17 protein-coding genes are annotated in these 23191 nt (G+C 55.6%); 6 read left to right on the top strand and 11 right to left on the bottom strand.

The genetic code is table 11. The features are described from left to right. Positions 1-122 precede the first annotated feature (122 nt). The gene (locus AC0J4F_RS10195) at positions 123-1085 is read left to right on the top strand and encodes a MurR/RpiR family transcriptional regulator (protein WP_473026155.1); all 963 of its coding nucleotides are present in this window, start codon (positions 123-125) and stop codon (positions 1083-1085) included. Between the two features lie 162 nt (positions 1086-1247). Here the strand turns inward: AC0J4F_RS10195 and AC0J4F_RS10190 are convergent, their stop codons facing one another. The 4 genes from AC0J4F_RS10190 to AC0J4F_RS10175 all read right to left on the bottom strand — a co-directional run bounded on the left by AC0J4F_RS10190 (position 1248) and on the right by AC0J4F_RS10175 (position 4478). Continuing rightward, complete coding sequence (locus AC0J4F_RS10190; protein WP_473026154.1) at positions 1248-2021, bottom strand: SDR family oxidoreductase; 774 nt, start codon at positions 2019-2021, stop codon at positions 1248-1250. Then, positions 2021-2944, bottom strand: a complete 924-nt coding sequence (locus AC0J4F_RS10185; RefSeq protein ID WP_473026153.1) for a dihydrodipicolinate synthase family protein — start codon at positions 2942-2944, stop codon at positions 2021-2023. Before AC0J4F_RS10185 ends, AC0J4F_RS10190 begins: the two co-directional genes overlap by 1 nt. A 17-nt stretch (positions 2945-2961) precedes the next feature. Next, positions 2962-3621, bottom strand: coding sequence for an aspartate/glutamate racemase family protein (locus AC0J4F_RS10180; RefSeq protein WP_133953097.1), 660 nt, complete (start codon positions 3619-3621; stop codon positions 2962-2964). A gap of 263 nt (positions 3622-3884) precedes the next feature. Then, a complete protein-coding gene (locus AC0J4F_RS10175) occupies positions 3885-4478 on the bottom strand; it encodes a GntR family transcriptional regulator (protein WP_209002771.1) in 594 nt (197 codons plus the stop codon). Positions 4479-4633: 155 nt separating this feature from the next. Here AC0J4F_RS10175 and hydA point away from each other — a divergent pair, with 155 nt between their 5' ends. Together hydA and AC0J4F_RS10165 are read left to right on the top strand one after the other, a co-directional pair. Beyond that, positions 4634-6016, top strand: a complete 1383-nt coding sequence (hydA, locus tag AC0J4F_RS10170) for a dihydropyrimidinase (protein ID WP_473026152.1) — start codon at positions 4634-4636, stop codon at positions 6014-6016. Positions 6017-6249: 233 nt separating this feature from the next. Beyond that, positions 6250-8769 carry a heavy metal translocating P-type ATPase gene (locus tag AC0J4F_RS10165; protein WP_473026151.1) on the top strand — a complete coding sequence of 840 codons (2520 nt, stop codon included), beginning with the start codon at positions 6250-6252 and terminating at the stop codon, positions 8767-8769. 71 nt (positions 8770-8840) lie between these two features. On the opposite strand, the gene AC0J4F_RS10160 is transcribed toward AC0J4F_RS10165, so the two are convergent. After that, positions 8841-10280, bottom strand: a complete 1440-nt coding sequence (locus AC0J4F_RS10160) for an amidase family protein (RefSeq protein WP_473026150.1) — start codon at positions 10278-10280, stop codon at positions 8841-8843. 292 nt (positions 10281-10572) lie between these two features. Between AC0J4F_RS10160 and AC0J4F_RS10155 the strand changes: the two genes are divergently transcribed. The 3 genes from AC0J4F_RS10155 (at position 10573) to dld (ending at position 14464) form a co-directional block, all read left to right on the top strand. Then, positions 10573-11223 carry a lipoyl protein ligase domain-containing protein gene (locus AC0J4F_RS10155; RefSeq protein WP_473026149.1) on the top strand — a complete coding sequence of 217 codons (651 nt, stop codon included), beginning with the start codon at positions 10573-10575 and terminating at the stop codon, positions 11221-11223. Between the two features lie 334 nt (positions 11224-11557). Next, positions 11558-12715: an alpha-hydroxy acid oxidase gene (locus AC0J4F_RS10150; RefSeq protein WP_473026148.1), complete on the top strand. Its 1158-nt coding sequence runs from the start codon at positions 11558-11560 to the stop codon at positions 12713-12715. A gap of 42 nt (positions 12716-12757) precedes the next feature. Continuing rightward, positions 12758-14464 (top strand): D-lactate dehydrogenase, encoded by a 1707-nt coding sequence (gene dld, locus AC0J4F_RS10145; RefSeq protein WP_473026147.1) that lies wholly within the window; start codon positions 12758-12760, stop codon positions 14462-14464. 147 nt (positions 14465-14611) lie between these two features. Here dld and AC0J4F_RS10140 read toward each other — a convergent pair whose 3' ends face one another. From AC0J4F_RS10140 to AC0J4F_RS10115, 6 genes are all read right to left on the bottom strand, one after another. Then, a complete protein-coding gene (locus tag AC0J4F_RS10140; protein WP_473026146.1) occupies positions 14612-18733 on the bottom strand; it encodes an autotransporter outer membrane beta-barrel domain-containing protein in 4122 nt (1373 codons plus the stop codon). Positions 18734-19176: 443 nt separating this feature from the next. Then, positions 19177-19482 carry a (2Fe-2S)-binding protein gene (locus AC0J4F_RS10135; protein ID WP_133952019.1) on the bottom strand — a complete coding sequence of 102 codons (306 nt, stop codon included), beginning with the start codon at positions 19480-19482 and terminating at the stop codon, positions 19177-19179. A 310-nt stretch (positions 19483-19792) separates the two neighbouring features. Further along, positions 19793-20263 carry a hypothetical protein gene (locus AC0J4F_RS10130; protein WP_473026145.1) on the bottom strand — a complete coding sequence of 157 codons (471 nt, stop codon included), beginning with the start codon at positions 20261-20263 and terminating at the stop codon, positions 19793-19795. Between the two features lie 4 nt (positions 20264-20267). Continuing rightward, positions 20268-21506 (bottom strand): agmatinase family protein, encoded by a 1239-nt coding sequence (locus AC0J4F_RS10125; protein WP_166672811.1) that lies wholly within the window; start codon positions 21504-21506, stop codon positions 20268-20270. A gap of 8 nt (positions 21507-21514) precedes the next feature. Beyond that, positions 21515-22336, bottom strand: a complete 822-nt coding sequence (locus AC0J4F_RS10120; protein WP_473026144.1) for an ABC transporter ATP-binding protein — start codon at positions 22334-22336, stop codon at positions 21515-21517. Further along, positions 22333-23154 (bottom strand): ABC transporter permease, encoded by an 822-nt coding sequence (locus AC0J4F_RS10115; RefSeq protein ID WP_420339989.1) that lies wholly within the window; start codon positions 23152-23154, stop codon positions 22333-22335. Before AC0J4F_RS10115 ends, AC0J4F_RS10120 begins: the two co-directional genes overlap by 4 nt. Between the last annotated feature and the right edge of the window lie 37 nt (positions 23155-23191).

Genomic DNA, 23191 nt, shown 5'->3' with positions numbered 1-23191 from the left:
TTATGACATCGAAAGACCTCAAGATCAACGCCGAAATGAAATTTAGTTACATTTCTAGTTTTGTTTCGCTTGATCATTCGGAGTTTCTTGATTGTTTAGACAGAGATATGTAATTTAGTTTCATGACAAATCACCCTGAAGTTACACTCGAAACTGAAACACCTGATGCGGCCGACGCTCCCATGCGGCCACCTCAAAAAGGCGGACCGGGTGTTTTTGACGTTCTGTCCGCACTGAACAATCTGGATGGGAACTTTGCCGCCCAGGAGCAAAGGGTCGCGACCTACGTCAAGAACCATCTTGATGCGATCAGCAACATGACAATCGGTGATTTGGCCGATCACTGTGCGGTCAGCAAACCGACGGTAATCCGGTTCTGCCGCAGTCTGGGATGTTCAGGTTTCCGGGACTTCAAGCTGCGCCTGGTGCAGAATCTGGCTGTGAGCGCTCAATACATGAGCGCGAACACAATACCCGACGTTCCAGACACCAACACGGCCATCGACCAGGTGATCGGCGCGCTTTATGCCTCTGTCGACACTCTTCGAAAGCAAGTCGAGACGGACATACTGGATGCAGCCAGGGACGTTATCCTGAATACACGGCAAATCCTCTTTGCCGGCATCGGCGGTGGCTCGTCCATGATCACGCAAGAAGCGGCAAACCGGTTTTTCCGGCTTGGTATACCGTCCTTCCATGTAAGTGACAGCTATCTGCTCCAGATGCGGGCCGCAACGCTCGGTCCCGGCGACACCCTGTTTCTTGTCTCGGCCAGCGGCGAAGCAGACGCCATCGTCGGCGCTGCCGAAATTGCAAATGGTTATGGCGCGACGACGATATGCATCACAAAACCGGGAACCAGACTTGCAGCCGCAGCCAAAGTTCCAGTCCTTATCGACGTCCCCGAAGACCGGGCGATCTTTAAACCGACAGCCTCACGATATGTGCACCTGGTGGTGATCGATGCATTGGCGACTGCAGTGGCGCAGGAATCTGCGGACACGACGAAAGAAAACCTCCGCCGCATCCGCGCCTCCCTCACCGCCTATCACGGCCGCACCGGCCCACAGCCACTTGGCGACTAGGGCAAGACCTGGCGTTGCGCTTCTGGAAATCTGCAAGGTTTCTTCACCAAGCGGCAACTGGAGCTGAAGCTTTCTTCCCCGCAGCTGACATTTGGGACGCGCGCCAAAACGCGCTCCCAATCAGCCGCGGGCAACTGTGATATCGATCTGTATACAAACATTCTAAATCCCGCGAATGCTGCCGCCGTCAATACGGATCTTGCTGCCCGTCACATAGGACGCACGCTCTGAACAGAGGAAAGTGACGACATCGGCAAATTCATCCGGCCGGCCATAACGCCCCGCCGGTATGGCGGCCGCAGACTGTGTTGCAACGTCCTCAACGCTCTTGCCAAGGCGTTTGGCCGCCGCTGCATCCAGCTCATCGACACGGGTCGTATGAATGCGCCCGGGCATTGCGACATTAACGGTGATCCCCTTCGACGCGACTTCCGTGGAGAGCGTCTTGGACCAGCCGACAAGCGCCGATCTGAGACCATTGGACAGGGCCAGATTCGGGATCGGCTGCTCAACACCGGACGAGGAAATCGTTACGATCCGGCCCCAGCCGGCCTCTTCCATTCCCGGCAGACACCGGTTGGCAATATGGATCAGGTTGGCGACCATGGTTTCGAAATGTGCCATCCAGTCGGCACGCGCCGGATCCGTGCTGCGTCCCGGAGGTGGGCCACCCGCGTTATTCACCAGAATATCAATGTTTCCAGCTTCCAGCAGGCTGTCGAGCACCGCATCGACTTCAGCGGCATTCGACACGTCCAGCTTTTGAGCCGTGACAGAGCCATCTGTCGTCTTTGCCCACTCTGTGATCGCATCCGCATTCCGGGCCGCGGCGATCACATCGGCGCCTTCTGCCGCAAGGCTCTTGGCAATGGCAGCCCCCAAACCGCGGCTTGCACCCAGAACAAGCGCCCGTTTTCCTTTGATCCCAAGATCCATCAGTTCAATTCCTTCAGTCTTTCTTCTTGACGTGACAAGAGCGCATCGACTTCGGCCTGCGCCGCTTTGGTGAGCCCGGCTCCTGGCCGCCGCAAGGCAGCGCTGCCGATCACACCCCGCTTGGCAAGCACGTATTTCCGCACGGCCAGGCCAAGACCCGGCTGCTGCTCGTAACGGGCCAGCGGCAAATAAGCGTTGAAAAGGTCACGCGCCCGCGCTGCGTCTCCGGCGTTCGTATAGCGCACAACGTCCCGCATCATTTCCGGGTAACAAAAGCCGGTCATCGCACCGTCTGCTCCACGGTCCATTTCCTCCGGCAGGAACAAACCGCCATTGCCGCACAGGATCGAGATTCGGCGGGCAAGCGTTCCTTCTGCCCGCAGTGCGGAGATCTTTTCAAGGCCCGGCCAGTCCTCATGTTTGAGGCACACACAGGTCGGGACGTCTTCAACGATCCTGGCAATGGCGCTCACCGGAATATGCACCCCCGTTGCCAACGGGAAATCCTGCAAGACAAACGGCACATCGCCAATGAATTCCGCTGCCTGGGTGTAATAGGTCACAACCTGGGCATCGGTCTTGAGGTTCCGGGGCGGTGCAATCATCACACCTCCTGCGCCAGCATCCATCGACGCTTTGCTGAGTTCCGCCATCTGAGCGAACCCCGGTGCCGAAACACCTACGACCAAAGGACTGCGGCCATTCAGGCGGGTCAGTATGCGCTTCACCACCTCAAGAGACTCCGCTGTTGTCAGCTTGGGTGCCTCTCCCATCATGCCCAGCGCCGTTAATCCGGTCGCACCGGCCTCCAGATAGAAATCCACCATCCGGTCGACACTTTCCAAATCGAGCGCGCCATTATCGTTGAACGGCGTCACAGCGATCACGTAGACGCCCTGCGCCTCTTCCGTCAGTCGGGTCATGCCCGATCCTCCCCTATTTATACGCAGGTTCTCAGCGCCAGTTGACCAATCGCGGCAGCTGTTGCTGCCTGGCACGGATCGACAACCGGCAAACTTGTCTTTTCTTCAATCAGTGTTCGATATTGCGCCATCCCCGCACATCCCGTGATGAGGACATCGGCGCCAAATTGATCTCTCAGCGTTTCGCCAACCTCTGCCAATCGGGCGACGGTCCTGTCCGCATGCGCGAGATCCAGAACACCAAGCCCGAGCGGCAGATCTGCGGCCAGCCGATCCCGAATGCCAAGAGCGCCGAGATACCGTATATGCCGCTGAATGGAAGCGCGCCCCAGAGACAAGATACCAAAACGTTGACCCAGCATCATGGCCTGGAGATAGGCGCTTTCAGCAATGCCGAGAACCGGCACGGTCTGCGCCTCCCGAAGCGCCGCCAGGCCGGGGTCCGAAAAGCAGGCCACCACAAAAGCAGATGCATCTTCTTGCAAGCCGCTGGCAAGCTTCAGGAGGGGACCAACAACGCCATCGACATGCGCCTGCGTTTCAATCCCCGGAGGACCCTCCTTAAGGGTGAGGCAGGAAATCGGCTCCGGTGATATCTGACGCATTGGAGCAATGGCATCATCAATCCCGTCTGTTAAATGTTCTGAACTGTTGGGGTTGATCACATAGATGGTCATGCGGGCATCTCCAGGCACCGGGGCGCGATTGCATCACTTTTGCGGCCCCAAATCACGCTCCTGGAACGCCTACTATCGCGCACCATCGCGGCTACACAAGAGCCTAATTTGGAGCTGCTGTGATGCCGTTTCATCAAAGGCTATTGCTACAACACTCTCCTTAATTGCTTCTTGGTATACCAACGGAACTCCAAGTGTCAATGCAGCAAAAACCCTCGCGAGAGACTTGCGCGGATCAAAAATTGGGTTTGACTAATATTTAGTCAGGAGAGCCGATGAATGTGCGCCAGGATCGCTTCGCGGGCATTTTCGATATGCCGGCGCATGGCAGCTTCGGCCGCACCCGGATCGCGGGCAAGAATTGCGTCTATGATTTCAAGGTGCTCACGAGCTCCAGGCTCAAAACGCGACGGGATTTCCCCCTGATCGAATATACGGGTTTTAAGCTTCAGGCCCTGGATCATCTCTGCCAGCAATTTGGATCCAGCGGTTTTGGCAATATGCATGTGTAAATCAAAATCAAAATCGGCATGAGTGACGGCATCCGGTCGATCGTTTGCAAGGAATTTCTCGATCGTAGCCTTGAAGTTCAGCCAATCCTCGGGGGCCGAGTTGACGCTGGCCGCCTGCCGCGCCGCCTCGCATTCCAACAAACGCCGCACGTGTAAGATCTCAACGATTTCGGAGACTGAAATCCGGGAAACAGTCGGCGTCCCCCGCGCACTCCGAGTGACAAGACCTTCCGTAATCAATCGGGTTATCGCTTCCCGAAGCGGTGTACGCGACACACCGAGACGCTCCGCAAAGGCGCGCTCTTGCAAAGGCGTACCAGCCGCGAGATCACCACAAAGGATCATCTTGCGAAGCCGTTCTAAGGTATACTCTGTTAAATTTGGCTCTGCTGCCTGTTGTAACGGCATGAGTTTCCTACACCTAAAATGCGCCTTTTGCAGGTCGTGTTTGCATCTTTGGTATACCAAGCGTATTCTGATTTTGCAAAGAGGAGCGATGCATGATCCCACCCGTTTACGACACAGTGATCCGCAATGGCGTTCTTGGAGATTCACTAGGGCACGCCGAGGGTGATATTGCCATTGTGAATGGGCGCATTGCAGCAACCGGCCTCAACTTACCAAGAGGAGACACGGAAATCGACGCCCGGGGGCGCATTATTTTGCCTGGCGGCGTGGATACCCACTGCCATATCGAACAGATGTCCGGAGCTGGCGTGATGAATGCCGACACGTTCGAAACAGCAACCCGGTCGGCACTCCATGGCGGCACAACAACCACAGTGTCCTTTGCCGCACAGCACCCGGGCATGCGCATTCGCGATGTCTTGGCCGACTACAGCAAACTTGCCGCTGCTGGCGCAATGACGGATTACGCCTTTCACATGATTGTTGCGGACACGTCCGGCGAGAACGTCAGCGATCTGAAGACAGCCATCGCTGACGGGCATCGGTCGATCAAGATCTTCACCACCTATGACAAGGTCCGCCTTCAGGATAGCGAAATCCTGACCACTTTGCGCACGGCGAGGGATGCGGGCGCGCTGGTATGTGTGCATGCGGAAAACGACGCCATGATCCGGGATGCGACAGCCACCCTTCTAGCGGAGGGCAAAACCGCGCCGCGATACCACGCCCAGTCTCACCCGCGGTTTGCGGAAATCGAGGCGATCGAGCGCATGTGCCGGTTCTCGGAATTCACCGGTGCGCGCGTGATGATTTTCCACATCTCAACAAAAGAAGGTGTCGAAATCGTCCGCAAAGCAAAAGCACGCGGCGCCAACATTCACGCCGAAACCTGCACGCACTACCTCTTTCAAACTGAAGAGATTCTTGATCGGCCGGACAGCGCAAAATTCCTCTGCAGCCCGCCGCAAAGACAGAAAGAAGATCAGGACGCCCTGTGGGCCGCACTCGGCCAAGAGCTCGAGCTCGTGACCTCCGATCACGCCCCTTACCGAATGGATGAAAGTGGCAAGTTCCGGCACGGGCCAGATGCCCCCTTCCCGAAAATCGCAAACGGTCAGCCAGGATTGGAGCTGCGCCTGCCTCTCTTGTTCGACGCGATAGTGTCGAACGGCCGGGGTGGTTTGGACAAGTTTGTCGAACTCACATCGGCAGCGCCCGCGAGAGTTTTTGGTCTCAAAACAAAAGGCTCTCTGGGCATCGGCAAAGACGCAGACTTTGTGATTTGGGATCCGGAACGGAAACACAAACTCCCCGACGCGCTGCATGACAACGTTGGCTATAACCCCTTTGCCGGCGAAACGCTCAAGGGATATCCGGAGAAAGTCCTAAGACGCGGCGAAATCGCCGTCGATAATGGCGAACTTTTTACACGGCCCGGTACCGGCCAGCATGTGAACATGACCGCCGTGCAGTGATCGGTAGAGGTTTTCGAAGAGTTACCGAAGAAGCGTGTGTTCGCTTCAGTTACAGCTTACAGAGCGCATAGCCATCTTGCGCCGCACTGTTACAAGAAACATCATAATCGATCGCTGACAGAGTAATGTTCTCCCACTATTCGGATATGTAGAAAACCGGACCTTGACCTTCCAGCGACTAGAAACTCCATCTTGGGTTTAATAACCAATTCAAAGATGAAGGATGGCGCGTCATGGCGGCCGACTCCAGTTTTCAGAAATCCATATCTCTACCAATTGAAGGCATGCATTGCGCGTCCTGCGTTGGCCGTGTCGAGCAGGCCTTGAAAAATGTTCCTGGCGTTGCGGACGCCAATGTCAATCTTGCTACCGAACGCGCGCAGGTTCGCTTTGACGGCGCAGTTGAAACCCAAACTCTGATCGCCACGATCGAGGGCTTGGGGTACGAGGTCCCAAGACAGACAACTCACCTTGCGATTGACGGGATGACCTGCGCCGGTTGCGTCCGGCGTGTGGAACAAGCGCTGCTGTCTGTTCCCGGCGTGTCTGAGGCCAGCGTGAACCTTGCCACAGAACGTGCAGAAGTGACAGGAAACGCCGATATCGCAACACTCATTGCAGCGGTCTCAGAGACCGGCAAATCCGCACGCCAGATCGGGCAAGACGACCATCCCGCGCAAGATACGGCATCGAAACGGGACGACGAAACACGCCACCTGAAGAACCGCGTGATACTCGCCGGGATGCTAACATTGCCGGTGTTTATCCTTGAAATGGGCAGTCATCTTGTCCCCGGGATGCATCACCTGATCGCGCAGACGATTGGCATTCAGGCCAGCTGGCTGTTGCAGTTTGCGCTTGCCAGTGCGGTGCTGTTCGGTCCAGGCCGGTCTTTCTACCGGCAAGGCCTACCGGCCCTCTTGAAGGGCGCTCCCGACATGAACAGCCTCGTGGCTGTCGGAACAGCCGCCGCCTATTTGTTTTCGGTGGTCGCGACGTTTGCACCATCCCTTCTGCCGGACGGAACGGTCAACGTCTATTATGAGGCGGCTGCCGTCATTGTTACGCTCATTTTGATCGGACGCTGGATGGAGGCGCGGGCCAAGGGACGCACCTCTGAAGCAATCCAACGGCTGGTGAAACTTGCTCCAAAGACGGCGCGCGTCCGGCGGGATGGCATGACTGTTGAGGTCGAGGTCTCCAACGTTGCAGCCGGTGAGATCATCGAAGTGCGTCCCGGCGAACGGCTCCCGGTGGACGGCGAGGTGATCGAAGGGGCAACATTTGTCGACGAGAGCATGATCACGGGCGAGCCTGTACCGGTTTCAAAAGAACCCGGAGCAACCGTCATCGGCGGGACGGTCAACCAGACCGGAAGCCTGGTGTTTCGTGCCACGGCTGTCGGCACCGACACGATGCTTGCCCAAATCATCCGGCTTGTAGAAGAGGCTCAGGGGGGCAAGCTGCCAATCCAGGCGATGGTGGACAAGGTCACCATGTACTTTGTGCCCGCAGTCATCACGCTGGCTCTTCTTACCTTCGGCGTCTGGATTGTGTTCGGGCCGGATCCTGCTCTGACGTTTGGTCTCGTGAACGCCGTTGCCGTCCTCATTATCGCTTGCCCGTGCGCCATGGGCCTTGCGACACCAACGTCAATCATGGTCGGGACGGGACGGGGCGCCGAAATGGGGGTCTTGTTCCGCCGGGGCGAAGCCCTGCAGGTCTTGAAGGAAGTGCGGGTCGTTGCCTTTGACAAGACGGGAACACTCACTGAAGGCACACCGAGCCTGACCGACCTTGAGGTCACGAACGGCTTCGATGCTAAAATGGCGCTGTCCCATATCGCAGCTGTTGAAGCCAAGTCGGAACACCCGATCGCACAAGCGATTGTGGAAGCCGCCGGGGCACAAGGTCTGGCATTTCCGTCTGTGCGTGATTTCGAAAGCCTGACCGGTATGGGTGTTGCTGCAAATGCAGGTGGGCGATTGGTTCAAATCGGTGCGGACAGGTACATGGCCGAGCTCGGACAGGATGTGTCGGTCTTTGATGACATTGCCGAACGTCTTGGCCATGAGGGCAAATCCCCGCTTTATGCCGCGCTGGACGGCCAGCTTGCCGCCATTATCGCCGTGTCCGACCCGATCAAGCCGACCACCCCCGCCGCAATAGACGCCCTGCATGCGCTCGGTCTCAAGGTTGCAATGATCACCGGGGACAACAGTCGCACGGCACAGGCAATTGCAAACCGGCTTGGCATTGACGATGTCATCGCAGAAGTTCTGCCGGAGGGAAAGCTGGAAGCGGTCAGAGCGCTGAAGGCCGCACATGGCCAGCTTGCATTTGTCGGTGACGGGATCAATGACGCGCCAGCCTTGGCCGAGGCAGATGTCGGCCTTGCGATCGGGACCGGAACGGATGTGGCGATCGAGGCGGCGGACGTCATTTTGGTGTCCGGCTCGCTCGCCGGTGTGTCGAACGCGATCGCTCTTTCCAAGGCGACGATCCGCAACATCAAGCAGAACCTCTTCTGGGCCTTTGCCTACAACACTGCCTTGGTCCCGGTGGCGGCAGGGATATTGTATCCGGCCTTTGGCATTCTCATGTCGCCTGTCTTCGCAGCAGGCGCGATGGCGCTCAGCTCCGTTTTTGTCCTCGGCAATGCATTGCGGCTGAGAACTTGTTCGCCGAAGATGCCGGACGCCTCCGGCAGCAGCGTAAATTCCGGAGCGCTGAAGGTCGCACCGGCCGAATAGAACGACGACCGAGACGGGGCACTTGGCCAAGTCGTGCCCCGCCAAGCATTAGAACCGGTCTCACCAGCGTTTCATGCAATGAGATTTGGTTCGGCCTGCTCACGGTCAAACAGCTTGTGCGCCATGATACCGGTGCGCGTTTCGATCGCTTCCAGTGCGTCAAGGATCATGTCCTCGCGAAAGCGTCGGCCAACCATCTGAACGGCAACCGGAAGTCCGTCATGCATGCTGGGTGACACGATGCCGGCCGGCAGGCCCATGTAATTCATGGCAAAGGACCAGATCCCACAACCGAGCACTTCCATGATGCCATCCTTGCCCTCCGCATCCCGGTTCCAGGCATAGGTCGGTGAGGGCAGGAAGGGGGTCAGCACAAGCGGGTAGTCCTCAAGCAAGAGGTTCCACTGGCGGATGAAATGCGAGCGCCGCGCCATTTGGCGGAGCAGCTCCTCCCCCTCAAACGGGGGGAAGAGTTCGAAGTACTCGTCAAACATGCGGTTGATTTCGGCGCTGCCATGCGTCCGGATATCGTTCAGCATCAGGACATTGATCTCGCCCATGAGTGCCCGGTATCCGGTCTCGCCGATCTCGCCAATGTCCGGCGTTTCGATCTCAACGACGTCATAACCGGCATCAACCAGACAATCGCGTGCTGCATCCAAGGCTTTTGTGACCGCAGGATGGGCTTCGAACTGATAGGTGTTTTTCGTAAAACCGATGCGAATTGGCTGGTCCAGAGCAGGGCCTTCAAACGGTACGGGAACCTGCCAGGGATCATGCGGGTCATATGTAACGGCGGACTTCATGGCGAGGCGTACGTCCCGCACCTCCCGGCAAATGACACCCTGGACAGACATCAGTTGCGCGAGCAAACCGCGCTCGGCGCTTTGAGAGGGGTTCCAGGCAGGTGTGCGGCCGAGCCCCGGTTTGACCGTCACCGCACCCGTGGCTGCAGAGGGAAACCTCAAAGAGCCGCCGATGTCATTGCCGTGGGCGATGGGCCCCATCCCGCTCATGACAGCTGTGGATGCGCCACCGGACGACCCGCCGGAGGAAGCCCACTCGTTCCAGGGGCTAAATGTGCGGCCATACAGGTCGTTTGTCGTTGTCGCCCGGAACGAAAATTCCGGTGTGTTCGTCCGGCCGATAGCGATTGCACCTGCATTGGTCAGGTTTTTGACGAACGGCGCATCATCTGGAGCCATGACCTCGGAGAATGCTTTTACGCCATTCGTGGTTGCCTTGCCCTTCTGGTCGACATTGACCTTGATGGTCACCGGCACCCCGTGGAGTGAGCCGACCGGTCCGGAGTTTTCCATGTGCGCATCCAGAGCGCGTGCACGCTCAAGCGCCTCATCGCCCATGTCATCGACGACGGCATTGAGATGACCGTTCACTGTCCGCATGCGATCGACGGTGGCTGCCGTGGCCGCTTCAGCCGTGATTTGGCCGTTGATGATTTCCGCGACAAGTTCGCTTGCGCTCAATTGCCAGACTGGTTTTTCCGCCATCCTTGGGCTCCCACTCACAACGGACATTTGCAACCGATCCGTTGGAAAAGCTTCTTTTGCCAATTGGTAGTGAAGCCAACCGATTGAAACAACACCGTAGGTGCACGGTTCCAAATGGCCAAGCTGTTGGGGTGAGCAGCCGAAATAGCTCTAAGATGTAGAAAGCCTACGTTAGCGAATTCACCTTCCAGCAGGTTGATTGCGCTCGAGTTGTGTTCCAATCAGCGTTCCGTTAGATCCAGATGGTCGGCAGAATGTCCGAATGAGCGAAGGGTAACACTTGATCGACTTCATGAACGCAGCGGACGCTTTGGCACACGAAATGGAGCTCCTGGATGACGTAAGCCACAATCTGGATCGCCGGCATTTGTGGTTTTGGGAAAGCCCGCAAAGTCTCGTCTCCCCCAAAAGCCTCAGCAACAAAAAGAACTTCGATAAAGCATCACGACAGCTCGAAGACGAAGGCTGGCCGATCAATTTGCGCAGCACGGGCGGTGACGTCACACCTCAGGGCGCGGGCATCTTAAATGTGACCCATGTCTACGCGACACAGCCTGGAAAAGCAGTTGATCTAAAGAAAGAATACGATCGCTTATGCTCTCCGATTGAACAAGCGCTGGGCAACGGGGCAAGCCGGGGATGGCAACCGGGCGCATTCTGCGACGGAGAATTCAACGTCCAATTCAACGGCCGGAAATTCGCTGGTACTGCCATGCGCATCCGCCGCGGAAAGGCAGACAGAACCCGCAGTGCAGTCCTTGCTCACGCGATCATGTTAATTGAACCTGTGTCTCTTGATGCGATTGCCGCCATCAATCGGTTTTTGCGATTACTGGATGAAGACAGACAGATCGATCCAGACGCTCATGCAAGTCTACCTGCTGGTTACGACAAGTCTGACTTCATAAGCGCACTGAAAGATGCTTTCGACGCGCAAACATAAAGTCTTTAACCCCGAAGCACGTCCAGCATTGGCTCTACCTCTGCAGTTCAGACGCAACCGCGGTTGGTTCAACGGAGCATTACGGCTCGGCTTAGCCGTTATTTTGGAAAAGATGTTTTGCACTTTCAATGCTGAGATAGCCAGAAACCTGAGAACCAATTCAATCAAAATATTGATTTCAAACACTTTTTCAAAAGAACCATCATCACGAACAGCCCCATAACCACCACAACTCGACTTCTAGGCAAAAGGTCGCCTTGAATGCACGCATTCAAATTGGTAAGAAAAGTATACCAATAATGAATTACCGATTTCGGACATAGGGAGTTCCGGTGTGAGACTGAGCGATTGCCATAATTTTCAAGACTTCCGGAAACTCGCAAAGAAGCGCCTCCCCGGACCCATTTTCAACTACATCGATGGTGCTGCCGACGATGAGGTGACCTACCGGCGGAACACAGAGGCCTATGAATCCTGTGATCTGGTGCCGAACGTGCTCGCAGGTGTTGAGAATGTCGACATGAGTGTCGAGGTTATGGGACAAAAACTCGATATGCCGATTTACTGCGCGCCAACGGCGCTGCAGCGGTTGTTCCACCACGACGGTGAGCGGGCCGTTGCTCGTGCAGCAACAAAATACGGCACAATGTTTGGTGTATCATCACTGGCGACCGTCACGGTTGAGGAAATTGCCAAAATCGCCAACACACCAAAGATGTTCCAGTTCTATTTCCATAAAGATCGCGGATTGAATGATGCGCTATTGGAAAGAGCGCGCGAAGCAAACTTCGAAGTCATGGCCCTCACGGTCGATACCATCACCGGCGGCAACCGCGAACGCGACCTCAGAACCGGCTTCACCTCACCTCCAAAACTCACACTCGGCTCGCTGATGAGCTTTGCCATGCATCCCATGTGGGCCTGGAACTTCTACACGAAGCCCAAGTTCGACATGCCTCACTTGTCTGGATACGTGAGCGAAGGAACGAACGTTGCCGTTTCTGTCGGCAATTACTTTTCAACCATGCTGGACCAGTCGATGAACTGGAAGGATGCGGAAGAACTGTGTGCAAAGTGGAACGGGCAGTTCGCTCTAAAAGGCATCATGAGCGTTGAGGATGCCAAACGTGCCGTTGATATTGGCTGTACAGGGATCATGGTTTCCAATCATGGCGGCCGGCAACTGGACGGTTCCCGCAGTCCCTTTGATCAATTGGCCGAGATCGTTGATGCGGTTGGCGACAAGATCGATGTGATTTGTGAAGGCGGCATTCAGCGCGGCACACACGTTCTCAAAGCCCTCTCGGTTGGTGCCAAGGCTTGTTCCGGCGGAAGGCTCTATCTTTACGCCCTCGCAGCAGCTGGGCAGCCAGGAGTTGAACGCGCACTTGGCAACCTGCGCACTGAGATCGAACGGGACATGAAGCTCATGGGTATCACAAGCCTGGACCAGCTGAGCCTGGAAAACCTTCGGTTTCGCGAAACAGCTTGATAAGATGATTACCCGGACCGGACCTGAATTCAGGAGACGATAATGCAGGCGAGTGAAACTGCGGGAAACGGCGAGCAACTGGTTGCCAAACTTAAGGCTATTGTCGGCAACCGGCATGTGATCACAAACCCGCGGTCGATGGAGCGCTTCTGCAAAGGCTTCCGGTCCGGCGAAGGTACCGCCCTTGCAGTGGTCCAGCCCGGCACACTCCTCGAACAGTGGCATGTTTTGAAGGCCTGTGTTGAAGCCGACAAGATCGTCATCATGCAAGCAGCCAATACCGGATTGACCGAGGGGTCGACCCCTAAGGGAAAATATGACCGCGAAGCCGTTGTTCTGAGCACCAAGCGCATGGACAAGATACAGCTTATCGACGGGGGTAAGCAGATCGTCAGCTTCCCCGGCGCGACTTTGTTCTCCCTGGAAAAGCTGATGGCTCCCCTTGATCGGGAACCGCATTCAGTCATCGGTTCGTCCTGCATCGGGGCGTCAATTATTGGCGGCGTGTGCAACAATTCGGGCGGGTCTCTGGTCGAACGCGGTCCTTCGTATACGGAATTGGCCCTGTTTGCTCAAATCCGTGAGGACGGGACTCTGGAACTCGTCAATCACCTTGGTATTGCACTTGGTGACGATCCGGAAACAATCCTTAGCCGTCTCGAGGCCGGCGACTACTCGGATAAAGATATCGAGGACACAAACCTCAAAGCATCCGACACCGAATATCACAGCCGAGTTCGCGAAATCGATAGCCCGAGCCCGGCTCGATTCAACGCGGACAAAAGACGGCTCCACGAGGCATCAGGCTGCGCAGGCAAACTCGCAGTTTTTGCGGCCCGGCTGGATACCTATCCAAAGCCCAACGCAGAAGCCGTTTTCTATATCGGAACCAACGACACACAGGTTCTGACAAGACTGCGCCGACATATCTTGGCGGAATTTGAAAATCTGCCCGTATCAGGCGAGTACATGCACTCGGAGATCTATGACATCTCCAAAAATTACGGCAAAGATACCCTGGTCCTGATCGACAAATTGGGCACGGACCGCTTGCCGGGCATCTTCGCCATGAAGGGTTGGGTTGACGCACGATTGTCGAAAATCCCACTGCTCCCCTCAAATTTGACTGATCGCTTCATGCAGGTCGTGACCAAACTATGGCCGAATGTTCTGCCCGATCGCATGGAAAGATTTCGGAACGACTACGAGCACCATCTCATCCTGAAAATGCGAGATGGTGGCGTTGAAGAGGCAGAGGCGTTTCTGGAAACCTTCTTTCAGAAAGAAGAAGGCAGCTACTTCTCCTGCACCCCTCGAGAGGGCAAAATTGCCGGCTTGCACAGGTTTGCTGCAGCTGGCGCTGCGGTTCGCTATCAGGCTGTACACTCCAACCAAGTGGAGGACATCCTAGCGCTCGATATCGCCCTACGCCGCGATGATCGAGACTGGTTTGAACAATTGCCCAAGGACATCGAAGACGGCCTGGTACACAAACTCTATTATGGCCATTTCTTCTGCCATGTCCTCCACCAGGATTACATCGTCAAGAAGGGCCACGACCCAAAAGCGCTGAAAGAAAAGATGCTGAAAATCCTCGATCAGCGCGGAGCAGAATATCCGGCAGAGCACAACGTCGGGCATCTTTACAAGGCCAAGCCGGACTTGGCTGATCACTACATGCGTTGCGATCCGACGAACACACTCAATCCGGGCATTGGAAAGATGTCGCGGCGCAAGTGCTACCACTAAAAACTGGGGCGCTAGATAAACTTCCAGAGCTGGGACGTAGCCCGCACAAGCGCAGCTGTGATTGGCTTTTCAATCATTTAAAACCGGCGCATCAGCATCGGTATCTTATGCAAATTGGCAATTTACCGCGAACCCGTTGCCCATAAGTCAAACCAGCCCGCTAGCACTGAAATCCGCTGCGGTGGGAGCCGTAATGCCTTGTGGGAGGCCGATTAGCAGGAAGTGTTCCATCGCGTTAGTGCCGCTATCAAGCCCTTGCTCGTTCCGGTACGCGGCAGTGTCAAAGTGGATCGACGCAGCTCTGCCTTCCTTATCGCCGTGGTCAAGGAAATGCTGATAAGCGCTGACGAACACACCGTTGGCAATCGCTTGAGCAACATCCGTGTTTTGCGCCAGATAATACTCAGGATCAAACAGCGGATTGACGGACCGGTTCTCGGAAGAACCGAACAACTCGTAATGCTCTGAGGCCGAAGAAAAGATACCAGCGGCAACCGCGGCTGCGACATCCGCATTGTCCGCGAGATAAAACTCAGCATCGAACAGAAGGTCCGCGGCACGGCCCTCAGAATTGCCATGCAATGCATAGTGTTGCGCACCACTTGAGAACGCGCCAGCTGCGACAGCTGCTGCAACATCCGCATGGCTGCTCAAGTAAGTCGCCTCGTTAAATCCGTAGGTTCCGGTTACCGTTGAACTGTCAGGATTGATGACCAGAACCCGGTCCTGACCGGTTCCGTTCGCACCGGTGAATACAACCAATTCAACCGCGACCAGCGTGTCTGTGCCATCCCCATCCGTAACCGTGACCCCGCTTCGGGTGCCCGACAGTCCCACGTCATCCGTCGTGCGGTTATAGACAACCGTGTCCAGTTTGTTGCCGCCATTCAGCGCGTAGTTGTTGGAGCTGCCAAGAAGCACATCATCATTGCCGCTGCCGGCGACCAAATCGTTTCCGGTCGCGCTCCGGCCTGTGTCAAACGCGATGACAAGATCTGCATAATCCGCGTCAGACCCGCTTGTTCCAGAGCCGTTTTCAAGACCGAACGTGTTCTCTCCCAAGATCCGGATCTGGCCAGCACCATCCAGCGTGCTGTCACCGATGAAATACGGCGACCCATCGTCGGCAAAGAAGATCGGCGCATAGAATCCTGTTGCACCCGATACAGTCCAGGCCGCCGTCGCAGCCGAGCCTGAATAGAGATATTCAAAACCGCCATCCACAAGGTCTTTGGCTTTGGCCCCCAATGCCCGGACTTCGGCCAGCGTTTTTCCGTCAATCTTCAAGCTGCCGTCGGTTCCAACATCGACGCGTACAAAACCGAACTTGTGTTGCAAAGTGCTGGTTCCCGACGCGGTGATATCATGGAGTGTGCCCTGTTCCAGATATATAAGCGGAATGTCGGTTTGCCGCTGCGCGTCGGCGAGGATCGCTGCTTCATCTAGGGTGTTTTGAACTGCCGCACTGAGCGTGACATCACCCAGGGTAATGTCATATCCGTCACCGCCGGCGGCCTGGAACGCAGCTGTCACGGAGGTGTCGACCGTGTCTTGACCGGTCAGTTGGGCGAAACGGATCTCCTGCCCCATCTCCAGATAAACAGATTGCTGGGCTGCAGCGGCTCCCGATTGCCCGGCACCCAGAACACCCCGGATGGCCTCCGCTAGGGTGACATCTCCTCCTGTTGAACCATCACGGCCGACATAATTGCCAGATGCATCCACGACATAGAGCAGAACGGCCGAGCCGGACGCTGGACCTTGCGCGCCAAGGGTAAACTCAATCCAATTGCCAGCAGATTGGCTGTCAGGATTTGACACGGTCTCAAAGGTCAAGCCTGCATTGGTCGACGACTGCACGAGAGACAACTCATCCAGAGCAACCGTGACTGTGAGTTCCTTCGACGTCCGGCCAATCTGACTGCCGACTTGATTGTCCGTGTTGAAGTATTCGGTCATCAGCACCGTGTAGATGCCGTTGCCGAGCGCCTTGCCGGTTTCTGTGCTCCAACGGCCGTCGATATCTGCAGTGGCGAGGACCGGTGCGAGGTCTGGACTGCCGGTCTGCTTAAAGGTGATTTGCGCCAGGTTTTGCGCGCTGATTTTGTTGGTGTAATTCTTCAACCACTCATTTGTGCCAGACGTGGCGTTCGGGTTCTCCCCGGTCCAGCCGAACACCAAACTTGACTGGTTGGTTGTCACAGCATTCGTATCGACACTGGTTTGTCCGGCGATTGCCTCGAAACCACTCTCGCCCAAGACACCTACAACCACCGCAGTCGGCTCTGCCAGTTGAGAAAGGTGGGTTTGATTAGAGTTCCAGGTAAACAGGGAAGGGTGCAACGTCGTACTGCCGCTGTAGAGAAAGTCCAAAGCAAAATTGACGATCGTGTCCTCGGTTGACGTTTCCGGGGAAACCATCACGAGGCCATCAGCTGCTACACTGCCACTCTGTCCCGAGACTGCAGGATTCACAAACAGGCTGTCCTGTGTCTCTGCGTAGACATTGACTGTCTTTGCAGTATCTCCCGAACCAATGACCAGCTGATACCAAACCGTCCCATTTTCGGCGATGGGCATGCTGGAGATGACCATGGCTCCTTCGGTTTGTGGCGGACCGGATTGAGCTTCCCATGCTCCCGTTGTGGTGTTTTCTGTAATCGTCCAATTCTGCCAGAGCGTTTCGTTGGCGCCTGGTTGAAACTCAATCGTGCGGAACGTCGGAATACCGTCCTCATTGCCAACAAACACTTTGAGGGCAACCGGGGTATCATCCTTCAAGATGATGTTCTGATTGAAAAAATTAAGGCTTATGTTTGCGCCTTTTAGGTTGCTCAAATCAGCAGGCGAATAGGATGTCTCATCGAACTGGTCACGAAACAGATCGCTGTGTCCGGGCGGGGCGATGTAATTGTAGATAACAGGCTGGGTGTACCCGGACGGCGTCTCACTATCATCGTAAATGGTCAGATCAATCGTCTCGACGTTGGCGCCATCGTAATACACTGGAATGAGAGGCCCGCCTTCCGCATAGGCGCTCATCAGATTGTCGGAGTAACCGGATCCGTATGAATTCGACTGGAAGAAAAAGAGTTCTGCGTACGGATCCTGAAAGACCGCAGCATCTCCGGAAAGGTTTTTCCCGAAGGCGTACGTCGGATCCCAGTTCCAGTTCTTGTTCAGATCAATGCTATCGGTGACATTGGAATTGAGCGATTTGCCTGATGTACCGTAGTAGCCAGCGGTAAACCCCGTCAGAAACTCTGTAAGAACTTCACCCCATTGATTGTTGGCCCCGGTGTTCATCTCCGCGCTAGAGGCGCCTTGGATTGTGTAAGGCGTTGCATCGTCGCGGTTTGAATAGATTTCGACATCGCCGAGGGTCGAATAGATGCTGTTGGCAAGTTGCTCAGCAGTGATCTTTATCGAGCCCTTGATATGACTTTCAGCAACCGGGTTCAGCCAGAACGCGTTATCTGTTGCAGACCACTCCAGCTCGTATCCGAAAAAGCCGCCATTGTGATAAATCCCGTTGGCATCGGCAGCTCCGTTGAAGAACCCCGACAGCATAATGCCTGTGTCTTTTTTCAAGCTGTCGACATAAGCAGTCCAGTCGGATTGGGAAAAGACATCCGGAATCTGGTTTTGCTCGGCCAGAGCAACCGCCTCAGCTGGCGAAATCGCAGCGCGATAGGTCCCGGCCAGCGGCCCGGTTGTGAATTTTTCAACTGCATTTGCGTGGATATCCGAAACTGACGTGAAAATCGTCTCGCCGTCTACATCGTACCCTCTGCTCTGCGTGATCAGTGCCCCGGAACTGTCCTGTCCATATGGGATGTAGAGCTCCATCGGCAGCCCGAAGCCCTGCACAGAGGTGAGGTTTCCAGCATCCCCTGTCTGGTTAAGCAGGGACACTTCAAAACTGTCGACGCGGTACTGATTGGTTTGCGCATTCTCCCAGTTGATATCGCTCTCTTTGGTGATGATATTTGTGAGATCGGTCTGCGTTGCGGTCGGTGATTGGCTTTGAACAAGAACGTAGACTTTGCCCCCATTATAAGGTTCTGGAAGGTCCAGTGTTGCAGAGTATCCTGACTGCCCTTCGAAAGAGCTCACTCCATTGACAACCCCGTTGTTGATGAGTGTTGTCCAGAAGGGTTGGATTGTTCCATCTGTTCCTGGTGCGAAGTAAACGGCATACGCATAAGCGCCGGGATTGGTGAGCTTGGTTGTAAGTGTCTCTGTCAGACTGATATTGAGGGCAGTCATAATAAGCTCCAATTCTTCCCGGCGTTGGCATCGAAGGTTTTAAAAAATCGCTTTAAATCCCAATCTGGCGCTCAGTCATAAGCGTCAACCAATGCTCTTCCCTACTTGATGTGCCTTTTCGGAAACTGACGTCCTTGCGCTCGAACTGCACACGGAACATCACTTGCCGACACTGTACCATCCGCATCCAAATCACTGTTTGCTAGTAAAAGAGTATCGGGGACCGACGTATCAGGAAGGTAAACACCGGTTTTTTATATTATCGTGAAACCCACACTCGGCTCGGGCGATCATCGTCTGCAATCCAACGGCAGCAAGAATTTAGAAAAAACGAGGCCCCAAAGCCGCTGCCATTGTGTCCAGCAACCCGATGACGAGTATTAGCGGTGCTTCGTATGAGCAGCTCAACCGTCCTTAAGGGTCTCGGAAATTGATAAGAATTATCACGCGCTGCGCGCATCTGAGAGTTGATTCCGAACCGCCTGGGTACGATCGTATTCAGATCGGATCTTGGCAATAAACGGGATAATTTCTGCTTCAGGTGTCTCAGCCTGACGATGATACTTTTCAGTCTCGGCGACAATAATATTTATGATGTTAGGAAAACAACTGCAGCATTGGCCGCGCTTCTTCATGGCGTGATACACCCGCCCCGGCGTAATCAACTGCCACTGATCCTCATCAAGCAAGCTCTGGATGACACTTTCAACGGCCGACTTTGAGATAACATTGCAACTGCAAACAAGCATATCTGAGGACTCTATAATCTGAGTTTTGCCTTCAGGTTATAGGACCACAATATTATCCGGAGCCTGCGAGTCAAGTTTTCTGAAATCAAAGATGAAAGCCCGGCATTAACAGTGGGGCACAAATGGTTCAGAGTGATTGGCAGACTACTTGGACATCAGATGCTGGTGTCATTTGGCTGGAGAGCAAACGAGACCAGCACTTCAGAACGGGCTTCACCCAAGTGATTGCAGCATTGCTTGTCAATATCATGCAATCACTTGAGTTCTGGCGAACACGAGACCGGCCTCAATTCGGATCTTGCACCGAGGCCTACTCGCCAGCTCCAGCTTCAAGACGATGGGACAACAACGTTAGCAGATCGATGTCCGCCCGTTCGGTCAGCGAAACATACGTGAATGTCATGGTTTCACGCTGCTCGACCATGGCACCGGGGAACGGCATGTAGACCAGTTCGCGCGATGCAAAGGCAGGCGAGGCAGTGCCGATCTGCCAATTGCTGACGATCTGCGCGTCGACAAGATGCTGCACTAAGCCGTCAGCACCTTCCTTGTGAAACGGGATACCGGCGATCCGGAGATAACTGGTCTTGTCCTCGGCTTGCCGGAAACCGTCGATGAAACTCGCTGACAGAGTTTGCAATTCCTCAGCGCGTTCAGACGCAGACGTCCCGTGGACATGGGAATGCAGATGATCCGGGCCCCCATGATTATGATCGTGCGGATGCGTATGATCGTGATCATGGTGGTGGTGATGGCCGTGGTGTGAATGGCTGTGACCCATGTCGTTACTCCACGTCCGGTCCGGCCGGGATCGAAACCGGCTTGTCGATGATGGATTTATGCGACCCCATCTTGCCATGAGAGACGAGAGTGCCCAGCACATCGACGATCACGCGCGTTGCCAGAAGAGCTGTGATGTCGGAGCAATCGTAAGGCGGCGAGACCTCAACGACCTCAAGCCCGCAAATGCCTTCCTTGGCAACGAGGGAAACCAGTTCCAGCGCCTCTCGCGGCAGGAAACCGCCCGGTTCCGGCCAGCCGGTTCCGGGAACGAACCCGCAGTCGACACTGTCGATATCAAAGGAAATGTAGACGGCATCCGCATCTTTCCAGGCGAGCTCCAAAGCCCTTGCTGCGGTTTCCGCCAAACCAAGTTCCTCAACATCGCGCATGGTGAAGATGTTGGTGTTGCGGTCGCGGGCAACTTCCACCCCCTCGCGCGGAACCTGCCAGCCGCCAATACCGATCTGGACCAGATTGACCGCAGGCACATTGACCAAATCCGTTGCATGGAACCACGGCGTGGTGTGCATGCGTTCATCAAGATCCTTCTCCTGGATATCAATATGCCGGTCGAAGTGGACAATGCCGATGCGCTTGGATGTGCACTGGGCAATGCCCCGAACGCATGGGAAGCCGATGGAATGATCGCCGCCAATCATGATCGGCAACGCACCTGATGAGGCAACGTGCGACACGGCCCGGGTAATCTGGTCGAAGGTCTTTTCGATATTGGCGGGGATCGTGAAGATATCGCCGACGTCGCACAGCGTCATTTGCTCGCGGAGATCGACACCCATCTCGTAATTGTAAGGCGTATAGAGCGCAGAGATTTTACGGACGCCTTGCGGGCCAAACCGGGTTCCTGGCCGGTAGGTGGTCCCGCCATCAAACGGAATTCCGATGACCGCGGCATCATAGGCACCAACCTGCGTGACGTCTTCGATGTACGGTGCCTTCAGGAATGTGTTGATGCCGGCATAGTGAGGCAGCTCCCCCCGTGCAAACGTTGGAATGGACTTGTCTGTGAGACTATCCGAGCCGGTCAGACCCATGCGCAAAGCCCAGGCCTTTTCCTTTTCCCAGGCAGCTGAGGGCAGCAATCCCTCTTTTTCCGCCGCCTTCCAGCCGCGCAGCTGGAGCTTGTCGAAATCAGGGTGGTGGTGACGTTCGGTCTTGGTTCGTCCCAGTAACCCGGCTGCGCGTTGCCGGGTAGATGGACCGTCTGGACGAAAGATGCTCATGGCGTTCCTCAATGCGTCTTTTGTGAAACCTGAATGTCGGGTATTGGGGCCGATCGGATGGTACTCGCGATATCAGCCGGTGCGTTTTGCTCGCCGCCGGACTGGTCGCAGAGTGGAAGGTCGTAGGTGATGGTTGCCCCGTAGGCCTCTGGCGCTTGCGGGTCGTGCCGGATCTTGTCGAAAACGAGCAGCCGTGTGCCGAGCTTGAAGGCCTCATGGATGTCGTGGGTCACCATGAAAATCGTCATGCCTGTCTCTTTCCAAAGACTAATCAGAAGGTCGTGCATGTCGAGGCGGATGCCGGGGTCGAGCGCGCCAAACGGCTCATCCAAAAGCAAAATTGAGGGCTTCTTGATCAAGGCCTGCGCGATGGCGAGACGCTGCTGCATCCCTCCGGAAAGCTGCGCTGGGTATTTGTCTCTCGCCGCTGCCAGACCGATCCGCTCAAGGACATCTTCAATCTCCTCAATGGCCACCTTCCGGCGCGCACCAAACAGTTTGCCTAGGCGCGGTGCTTGTTCGAACTCCTGGGCCAGGATCAGGTTTTCAACGACAGTCAGGTGGGTAAAGACCGAGTATTTTTGGAAAACGATCCCGCGATCCGGGGTTGGCTCCTTGGGCAGCAGCGTCCCGTCGAGCAGAATTTCTCCATGGGTCGGATGCTCCTGGGAAAGCAACATCCTCAAGAACGTGGATTTGCCACATCCGGACGCGCCTACGATCGTGCAAAACGATCCGGCATCCACCTCAAGAGCGATCCGCTCCAGGACGGGATTGCCGTCATAGTATTTCGACAACCCTTGAACGGAGAGTTTTGCAGAGGCGGTCATAGCGCGGCACCTCCCATGTGGTTCCAGCGGAAGGCCCGCTTGGACAGAAGGAGCAGCAGCCGGTCCAGTATGAATGCCAGCAGCGTGATCCAGACGACATATGGAAGGATGACATCCATCGCGAGATAGCGCCGAACCAGGAAAATGCGATAACCAAGGCCCGTAGTAGACGCAATCGCCTCTGCAGAAATGAGGAAGATCCAGGCCGGCACGAGCCCGAGGCGCAAAGCGGTGATCAGTTTTGGCAGGACTTGCGGCAACACCAGCCGGGTTATCATCTGCCAAACCGAAGCGCCAAGGGTCTCGGCCTTGATGATCATTTCACGGGGGATGTCGAGCACAGCTTGCGCCGTCGCACGGATCATCACCGGCGCAGTCCCGATCACGATCAGAGCAATCTTCGAAACCTCTCCAAGTCCAAACGTGATGAAAAGGATAGGCAGGATGGTGATCGGCGGAATGAGTGAAAACGTGGCGAGGTAAGGGGCAAGGGCACTTCGTATGTGCGGAATGAACCCGATCCCTATCCCGAAGAGGATTGCCAGGAGCGTGGAGACCGCCATTCCGGTTCCCAGGCGCATCAGACTGTCGAAGGTGTCGATCCACAACAACAGATCGCCGGATCGCCGATCCGGAACAGCAGCCATCCGCCAGAACGCCTGCCCCATGCTTTCAAGAGAGGGCAAAAGCTTATCGGCTGGATTGTCGAGCCGCCTGTAGTGACTGGCAATCGCGTAAGTCACGATAGTCGCTACAAAGGGAAGCAGTCCCAAGGCAAAAGCGGTAAACCGCGACGGAGTTCGGTTTATGAGGCGCATGAAGGGTCTCGAAGCCGGGCGAGGGAATTTGAGAACC

The sequence above is a fragment of the Roseibium sp. R5 genome, assembly GCF_055755305.1.
Note: the sequence above shows the minus strand (reverse complement) of the source record. Positions and strands in the feature narration are given on the sequence as shown.

Bases quoted from the DNA above. Each gene is read 5' to 3' on its own strand.
- AC0J4F_RS10175 (WP_209002771.1), bottom strand. From the start codon at position 4,478: ATGATCCTTTGTGGTGATCTCGCGGCTGGTACGCCTTTGCAAGAGCGC.
- AC0J4F_RS10165 (WP_473026151.1), top strand. From the start codon at position 6,250: ATGGCGGCCGACTCCAGTTTTCAGAAATCCATATCTCTACCAATTGAA.
- hydA (WP_473026152.1), top strand. From the start codon at position 4,634: ATGATCCCACCCGTTTACGACACAGTGATCCGCAATGGCGTTCTTGGA.
- AC0J4F_RS10160 (WP_473026150.1), bottom strand. From the start codon at position 10,280: ATGGCGGAAAAACCAGTCTGGCAATTGAGCGCAAGCGAACTTGTCGCG.
- AC0J4F_RS10120 (WP_473026144.1), bottom strand. From the start codon at position 22,336: ATGACCGCCTCTGCAAAACTCTCCGTTCAAGGGTTGTCGAAATACTAT.
- AC0J4F_RS10195 (WP_473026155.1), top strand. From the start codon at position 123: ATGACAAATCACCCTGAAGTTACACTCGAAACTGAAACACCTGATGCG.
- AC0J4F_RS10155 (WP_473026149.1), top strand. From the start codon at position 10,573: ATGAACGCAGCGGACGCTTTGGCACACGAAATGGAGCTCCTGGATGAC.
- AC0J4F_RS10140 (WP_473026146.1), bottom strand. From the start codon at position 18,733: ATGACTGCCCTCAATATCAGTCTGACAGAGACACTTACAACCAAGCTC.
- AC0J4F_RS10190 (WP_473026154.1), bottom strand. From the start codon at position 2,021: ATGGATCTTGGGATCAAAGGAAAACGGGCGCTTGTTCTGGGTGCAAGC.
- AC0J4F_RS10135 (WP_133952019.1), bottom strand. From the start codon at position 19,482: ATGCTTGTTTGCAGTTGCAATGTTATCTCAAAGTCGGCCGTTGAAAGT.
- AC0J4F_RS10115 (WP_420339989.1), bottom strand. From the start codon at position 23,154: ATGCGCCTCATAAACCGAACTCCGTCGCGGTTTACCGCTTTTGCCTTG.
- AC0J4F_RS10185 (WP_473026153.1), bottom strand. From the start codon at position 2,944: ATGACCCGACTGACGGAAGAGGCGCAGGGCGTCTACGTGATCGCTGTG.
- dld (WP_473026147.1), top strand. From the start codon at position 12,758: ATGCAGGCGAGTGAAACTGCGGGAAACGGCGAGCAACTGGTTGCCAAA.
- AC0J4F_RS10180 (WP_133953097.1), bottom strand. From the start codon at position 3,621: ATGACCATCTATGTGATCAACCCCAACAGTTCAGAACATTTAACAGAC.
- AC0J4F_RS10125 (WP_166672811.1), bottom strand. From the start codon at position 21,506: ATGAGCATCTTTCGTCCAGACGGTCCATCTACCCGGCAACGCGCAGCC.
- AC0J4F_RS10130 (WP_473026145.1), bottom strand. From the start codon at position 20,263: ATGGGTCACAGCCATTCACACCACGGCCATCACCACCACCATGATCAC.